This is a genomic window from Rhodoferax sp. U11-2br, assembly GCF_018619435.1.
Taxonomy (GTDB): Bacteria; Pseudomonadota; Gammaproteobacteria; order Burkholderiales; family Burkholderiaceae_C; genus Rhodoferax.
On sequence record NZ_JAHFZF010000011.1, the window covers coordinates 124,398 to 131,531 of the forward strand.

The window sequence follows — 7,134 nt, forward strand, 5'->3', positions numbered from 1 at the left end:
ATGCAGAAAAAACAGGCTACAGCCCTTTTATCGATTGCCTTGTGTGCTCCTGTTTTTGCATCAGGCACAACCGAGGACGACGCACTGAATCTGGCTGATGCCACCACCGAGAGCGCCACCATTGAGGCCAGCAACTGGCGCATCTTCACCGAAGCCACCGCCGGGCGCACCACCGTGCACCAGTGGGGCCAGCCGGACCGGGCCGAGGACACCCAGCGCCTGTCGCTGGACCTGCTGATTGACAAAAAACTCAGCCCAGAATTGCGCGCCGTGCTGTCTGACCGGCTGGACTTGAACCACCAGAGTGAGGCGCTGGGCCAGAAAACCCTCAACAACCTCAAAGAGGCCTACCTGAGCTGGCAGCCGCAGAACGACCGAGTACTGGATGCTGGCCGCATCAATGTGCGCTACGGCGCGGCCACGGGCTACAACCCGACCGATTTTTTCCGCGAAGGCGCCAACCGCGCCATCACCTCGTTTGACCCCAACGCCATCCGAGAAAACCGCATGGGCACCGCCATGTTGCGCGGCCAGACCCTGTGGCAAGGTGGCGCGCTCACCGCCATTGTGGCGCCCAAGGTGTCTGACAAACCCAACAACGGTGACTGGAGTGCCGACTTCGGTTCGACCAACAACCGCAACCGCTGGCTGGTGTCGGTAAGCCACCAGTTGGCCGACAACTTCAATCCGCAGTTGGTGCTGTACGGTGACCAGCGCCAGCCGGTTCAAATGGGCCTGAACCTGGCCATGCTGGTCAACGACGCCACGGTGGCCCATATGGAATGGTCGGGCGGGCAGCAAAAGACGCTGCTGGCCCAAGCCTTGCCGCTGTCGCCTGCGGTGGCACAAGACGAGACCTTTCGCAACCGGCTGGCCACCGGCCTGACCTACACCACCACCAACAAACTGTCTATCACGGGGGAATACCACTACAACGGTGCCGCCGTTGACAAAGCGGTGTGGAACGCCCTGCGCACCAGCTCGATGCTGGATTACGCCAGCTACCGCGAACTCATTGAAGAGCAGCTTGACCTGACCACGCGCCAGGCGGCATTTGTGCGCGCCAGCTGGCAGGACGCTTTCATCAACCGGCTCGACCTGACCGCCGTGCTGCGCTACAACCTGGACGACCACAGCAAACTGTCCTGGCTGGAGGCACGTTACCGCTTTGACAAGTCCGAAATTGCCCTGCAGTGGCTGATGGCCAGCGGGAATGACAGCAGCGACTTCGGCGCGATGGCCCAGCGCCGTTATATCCAGGCGCTGTTTCGCCACTATTTTTGAGAACGATAGCTACACATGAAGTAGCTATCAGCCCTTGATAAATAAGGGCTAGAGACCAATTTGGCTTGTAAGATCGAAGATCGGCGCTCAGCTATTTTTTCAGAGCCAGCGACGGCGCACTCAGCGCACTGTCATACGGGTGGCGCGGGCCGCCAAAAGAGCGCAACACCCGTTTGACGTAGTTGCGCGTTTCCAGGTACGGCGGCACGCCTTTGTAACGGTCCACCGTGCCTTCACCGGCGTTGTAGGCGGCGGCCACCAACGCCACGTCACCCTCAAAATACGCCAGCAGCCAGCGCAGGTAGGTCAGGCCACCACGGATGTTCTGCGCTGGATCGAAGGCGTTCTTGACGTTGAAGCGCTCACTGGTCTCGGGGATGAGCTGCATCAGGCCCTGTGCGTTTTTGGCCGACACCGCCTGTGGGTTGAAGTTGGACTCGGCGGCGATGATGGACAAGGCCAGTTGCGGCTCGACCTTGAAGCGCGGTGCCAGCTTGTGCACCAGCTTGTAGATGGTACGTGGCGCAATCAGCGCGTAGTCCAACGGTGTCCAGTTGGCGAAGTGGATGTCCACCGGCAGTGGCTCGGGCTCGCGCATGCAGTCAGGCATGTCGGCTTGCACGTCCACCAGTCTGTCGACCAGGCGCTGTGCGGTGCCAATGCCCTGCTCGGCCGCCGCCCGAAATAGAAACAAGGCCCGGCCATCGTGGCGTGGCACACCCCGGCCATTGGCGTACATCCAGCCCAGGTTGTACTGCGCGTCGCGGTCACCCTGGCGCGCCGCCTCGCAATACAGATTGGCGGCCATCAGCGGGTCGCGCCGAACGCCCTCACCGTTTTCATAGGCCTGAGCCTGCTCAAACAGGCTGCGCGGCGTCGCACCAGGGGGCGTGTTGTCTTGCGCCAAAGACAGCTCTGGCGCCAGGGCACACAGCATCAAGATCAAGGTTGGCAGAGGGGTCAGCGGGATTACAGGCATACCCTGATGCTAACTTTTTCGCCGTGCTTTCGCCTTTTGAACCATTGACCCAGCCCATGTCGGCAGCCTGCCCACAGGCCCGAGAGTGTGCGCCAGTCAAACGCAACCAGGCCCCAGCGTTCGCGCCGGTGCGACATCCAGTCACGTTTGTAGGCATCGTCGCCGGTGAGGTAGTCGACCTCCTTGACCTGGTCCACATCGATCACATGCCGCATCAAGGCCGCCGTCAACACCGAACCCGCCGAAAAACGCTCAAACCCATTGACATAGGCCAGCTTAAAAATGGAAGCCTTGCCACCCTTGACCAGCCACAGCTGGGCGGCAATTGGCTGATCGTTCAAGCGCAGCACACCCAGACGCAGCCAGCCCTGCGCCGCCGCAGTGCGCGCCAGCGCCGGGATGAAGTGGTGATTGGGCTCGGCGCCTTTCCAGCTGGCTTGATAAACCGCCACAAAATCTTGAATGGCGCTCTCGAGAAACCCATCGGACTGCTGCTGAATGTCGATGCGCCAGGGGCCTTGTTTGTCCAGCCGCCGCTGACCACGTGTGATGCTGTGGCGCAGGGCGGAGGGCAGGCTCTCCTGATACTGGGCAAACGATCTGCCTGCCAGCTGCAGGTACCAGTTGCCAAAACAGAAATAACGGCCCACCTGGTAACCCGCCTGGCGCAAAGCGCATTCAAACCCGGAGAAAAAACGGCTCTGTGGGTCCAGCGGGTCAAACCGCAGCACCGGCCAGCGTGCCCAATGTGAGCGTATGGCATGGGTAAAGGTCTGCCAGATCGCCTTCTCAGACCCCGCGTCTGGCGCATCAGCACACGCACCAGGCCAGACCAGGGGGGCATACAGGCTGCTGTAGTAATTGCTCAGGCCAGTGAGCTGCCGGCCCGGCAGCAACGGCAGGCACACCACCGGCCCGGCTGCACCTCCGTCCAGCAACCACAGCCGGCATTTGACTGAACCCTGACACGTCGTATCCAGCCCGCAGGTAGCCAGGTTGTCAAACCAAGCCAGCGTGGCAAACACATCGGCCTCGTCGGGCACCTGCTGCACCCCCAGCTGTGCCAGCACAGCACGCAGATCGTCAAAGTTGTCCAGGATCTGGATGGCAGGTGGGCTCAAGCGTGTCTTTCTGGCCGATGCTGGCCGTTCACTGGTTATCATAACCAGCGCTTTCCCGGTTGAGGAAGGTTTGGCGAAACAGGTCGCGGCCCACAGCGACAGACCAAGGAGCAGCGGTGACCGTAGAGACTGAGGTAGCGAAAATTCTGGACAACGTGCTGAGCCTGCAAGGGCGCAGCTCAGACTGGCAGCGCCCGACACCCCTGCTGGGTGCGGTCCCCGAACTCGACTCGATGGCGGTGCTGGGCATCATCACCGGGCTGGAAGAGCGTTTTGGTTTTGTCATCCACGATGACGACATCGACAGTGCCATTTTCGCCACCCTGGGTTCACTCAGTGATTTTGTAGCGGCCAAACTGGCCGGGTAGACGAACACGCGCACCATGACGCAAGCTGGCGCGAACCTGCAAGCCTTTTTTCTGGACGGTGCACGCGGCCAGCGTTTTTGTCTGTTGCACACGCCCCCCCCTGAGCAGCCGATGCGGGGCCATGTGGTGTATGTGCACCCATTTGCCGAAGAAATGAATGCCTCACGGCGCATGGCCGCCAGGCAGGCGCGCGCCATGGCACACGCTGGTTATGCGGTGTTGCAGATGGACCTGATGGGCTGCGGCGACAGCTCAGGTCATTTTGAAGAAGCCAGCTGGGAGACCTGGGTGGCCGATGTGGCGCTGGCCCAACGCTGGATGCTGGAACGCTGCCCCGGGGTGGCCTGGCTCTGGGGCGTACGCGCTGGCTGCCTGCTGGCCGCACAGGCCTGTCGACAAGACCACCAGCCAACCAGGCTGCTGTTGTGGCAACCGGTACTGTCTGGCAAACAACACCTTCACCAGTTTTTGCGCCTGCAAATGGCCGGTGACATGGTGCGTGGTGATTCCAGCCGGGGCACCTCACACCTGATGCATCTGCTGGAGCAGGGTGAATCGGTGGAGGTGGCGGGCTACAGTGTGTCAGCGGCGCTGGCACAGGGTTTGGCCCGCGCCGATCTGGAAGCCCTACCCGCTGGCACACAGATTGTCTGCCTGGAGCTGGGTGAGGCCGACAGCAGCACCATCTCCCCCGCGCTGTCCGCACAAGTGCAGCGCTGGTTAACCTCGGGCTGTCACGCGCGGGCTGAGGTGGTGGCTGGTTCGGTTTTTTGGCAGATGCAGGAGAGCGCAGACAGCCCCGCGTGGCGGGCCACGAGTTTGCGCTGCCTGGGCGGTGCCGCAGCGGAAGTGGCATCTTGAAAACCACTGAACTGCCTGTGCTGATGCCCTGTGCTGGCGAGACCCTGGTGGGGGTGATCTCGCAGCCGGAGCAGCCAAGCACGCTGGGTTTGGTGATGGTGGTCGGCGGAGCGCAATATCGCGCTGGCAGCCACCGGCAATTTGTGTTGTTGGCACGCTGCCTGGCCGGAGCGGGTTTTCCGGTACTGCGGTTTGACCACCGAGGCCTGGGTGACAGCAGCGGCGAGCGCCAAGCCTTTGATGCCATCCAGGACGACATCGGCGTGGCCCTGGACACGCTGCAGCGCCAGTGCCCCAGCGTCCAACGGGTGGTGCTGTGGGGGCTGTGTGACGGCGCCTCAGCCGCCTTGTTGTACAGCGGGGACCGCGCGGATACCCGGCTGGCGGGGCTCTGCCTACTCAACCCCTGGGTGCGCTCGGACAACACGCTGGCACGCACACGCATCAAACACTATTACGCCGGGCGTTTGCTCGAGTGGTCGTTCTGGCAACGTTTTTGGCAGGGTCAGTATGAATGGCAGCCGTCACTCAAAGGCTTGTGGCAAAGCCTGCAGGCCTTGCGTGCACCAGCACCATCCGACACGCCAGAGCCAGCTTTTCAACGCCACATGGCACAGGCCTTGCGCCAGTTTTCAGGACCGGTGCTGCTGCTGCTGAGCGCACGTGACTACACCGCCAAGGAGTTTGTCGAGTGTGCCCAGAGCGACCCGGCCTGGAAAGGCCTGCTACAGCGCCCCCAATTGCAGCGTGTGGATGTGGCCGAGGCCGACCATACCTTCTCCAGAGCCCTGTGGCGCGCCGCCGCTGAGCAGGCGGTGCTGGACTGGATGCATCAGCTGCCAACACAGGTTTAAAACCTCGCACACGCGCACAGCCTGGGTCACAGCCAGCCTGTAAGATGCTTGCTTATGTCGCAGGCCACGTTGTTACCCGAACTTGTCATCCACACGGCGCAGCGTCGCCCTGACGCCGTGGCGCTGAGCTATGGCACTGAACACTGGGCCTACGCCAAAGTGGCCGATCAGATGGCGGCGCTGGCCAACGGCTTGTTGCACCTGAGCCTGCAACGGGCTGAGCGGGTGGGCATTTACCTGGAAAAACGGTTCGAGACGGTGCTTGCCAGTTTTGCAGCGCCGCTGGCCGGGCTGGTGTTTGTGCCGATCAACCCGCTGCTCAAGGCTGATCAGGTGCGCCACATCCTTCGTGACTGCCAGGTGCGTCTGCTGGTAACCTCACCCGAACGGCTGGCCACCCTCAAAGCGGCCTTGTCGGATTGCCCGGACCTGCAACATGTGGTGTTGTGTGCGCCCACAGCCGACTCTGCGGACTCGGCTATAGAGCCACAGCACTGGCAAGTCACCCCCTGGCAGGACATCCTCAACAGCCCACAGCATACCGGCCATCGGGTCATCGACACCGACCTGGCCGCCATTTTGTACACCTCGGGCAGCACCGGCTTGCCCAAAGGGGTGATGTTGTCGCACCGCAACCTGGTGGCTGGCGCCACCAGTGTGGCCTCCTATCTGGACAACCAGCCTGATGACACCCTGCTGGCCGCGCTGCCGCTGTCGTTTGATGCCGGTTTCAGCCAACTCAGCACCGCGTTTTCTGTGGGCGCCAGGGTGGTGCTGCTCAATTATTTGTTGCCGCGTGATGTACTCCGAGCCATGGCACAGGAAAAAGTCACTGGCCTGACGGCGGTGCCGCCGCTGTACCTGCAACTGCTCACGCTGGACTGGCCCGAGGCCACGCGCGAACACCTGCGTTATTTCGCCAACACCGGTGGCCATTTGCCACGCGAAGCGTTGACCCAGCTGCGCCAACGGGTGCCACAGGCCAAGCCCTATCTGATGTACGGCCTGACCGAGGCCTTTCGTTCCACCTACCTGCCACCCGGGGATGTGGATCTCAAGCCCAATTCGATTGGCAAAGCCATCCCCAATGCCGAGGTGCTGGTGCTGCGCCCCGACGGCAGCACGTGTGCGCCCGATGAGCCCGGGGAACTGGTGCACCGCGGCGCGCTGGTGGCCATGGGTTACTGGAACGACGCCGAAAAAACCGCCGAACGCTTCAAGCCGCTGCCAGCTGGCCTGCCGGGCCGCCCGGCCGGTCTGCAACTGCCCGAAGTGGCGGTGTTTTCAGGTGACACGGTGCGCCAGGATGCGGACGGTTACCTGTATTTTGTCGGGCGGCACGACGAGATGATCAAAACCTCGGGCTACCGCATCAGCCCGACCGAGGTGGAAGACATCTTGTACGCGACCCAGTTGGTGGGTGAATGTGTGGCCTTTGGTGTGCCCCACGTGAGCCTCGGCCAGACTATTCAAATCATAGCTACCAGCCCTTTATTTGAAAGGGCTATCAGCCAAAATGATCTGATTTCGGCATGCAAGAACCGGATGCCGGCCTATATGCTGCCCAACGGTATCGACTGGGTGGCCGGGCCGCTGCCACGCAATGCCAATGGCAAGATTGACCGCGCTGCCCTCAAGCGCAACTGGCTGGCACGCCAACCCAGCCC

General features: G+C 62.1%; 7 protein-coding genes. 5 read left to right on the plus strand and 2 right to left on the minus strand.

All coding sequences use genetic code 11. The annotated features are described in order from the left end of the window. The gene (locus KKO72_RS09555) at positions 1-1,284 is read left to right on the plus strand and encodes a hypothetical protein (RefSeq protein ID WP_214937703.1); all 1,284 of its coding nucleotides are present in this window, start codon (positions 1-3) and stop codon (positions 1,282-1,284) included. A gap of 91 nt (positions 1,285-1,375) precedes the next feature. Here the strand turns inward: KKO72_RS09555 and KKO72_RS09560 are convergent, their stop codons facing one another. After that, positions 1,376-2,263: a transglycosylase SLT domain-containing protein gene (locus KKO72_RS09560; RefSeq protein WP_214937705.1), complete on the minus strand. Its 888-nt coding sequence runs from the start codon at positions 2,261-2,263 to the stop codon at positions 1,376-1,378. Beyond that, complete coding sequence (locus tag KKO72_RS09565; RefSeq protein WP_251140557.1) at positions 2,254-3,384, minus strand: GNAT family N-acetyltransferase; 1,131 nt, start codon at positions 3,382-3,384, stop codon at positions 2,254-2,256. Before KKO72_RS09565 ends, KKO72_RS09560 begins: the two co-directional genes overlap by 10 nt. Positions 3,385-3,500: 116 nt before the next feature. Here KKO72_RS09565 and KKO72_RS09570 point away from each other — a divergent pair, with 116 nt between their 5' ends. From KKO72_RS09570 to KKO72_RS09585, 4 genes are all read left to right on the plus strand, one after another. Beyond that, positions 3,501-3,752, plus strand: a complete 252-nt coding sequence (locus KKO72_RS09570; protein WP_214937709.1) for an acyl carrier protein — start codon at positions 3,501-3,503, stop codon at positions 3,750-3,752. A 15-nt stretch (positions 3,753-3,767) separates the two neighbouring features. Then, positions 3,768-4,613 (plus strand): hydrolase 2, exosortase A system-associated, encoded by an 846-nt coding sequence (locus tag KKO72_RS09575; protein ID WP_214937711.1) that lies wholly within the window; start codon positions 3,768-3,770, stop codon positions 4,611-4,613. After that, the gene (locus tag KKO72_RS09580; protein WP_251140558.1) at positions 4,610-5,467 is read left to right on the plus strand and encodes a hydrolase 1, exosortase A system-associated; all 858 of its coding nucleotides are present in this window, start codon (positions 4,610-4,612) and stop codon (positions 5,465-5,467) included. The genes KKO72_RS09575 and KKO72_RS09580 overlap by 4 nt, the downstream gene beginning before the upstream one ends. Before the next feature lie 54 nt (positions 5,468-5,521). Further along, positions 5,522-7,134 (plus strand): acyl-CoA ligase (AMP-forming), exosortase A system-associated (locus KKO72_RS09585; protein ID WP_214937713.1); only part of this gene is annotated, 1,613 nt, incomplete at its 3' end.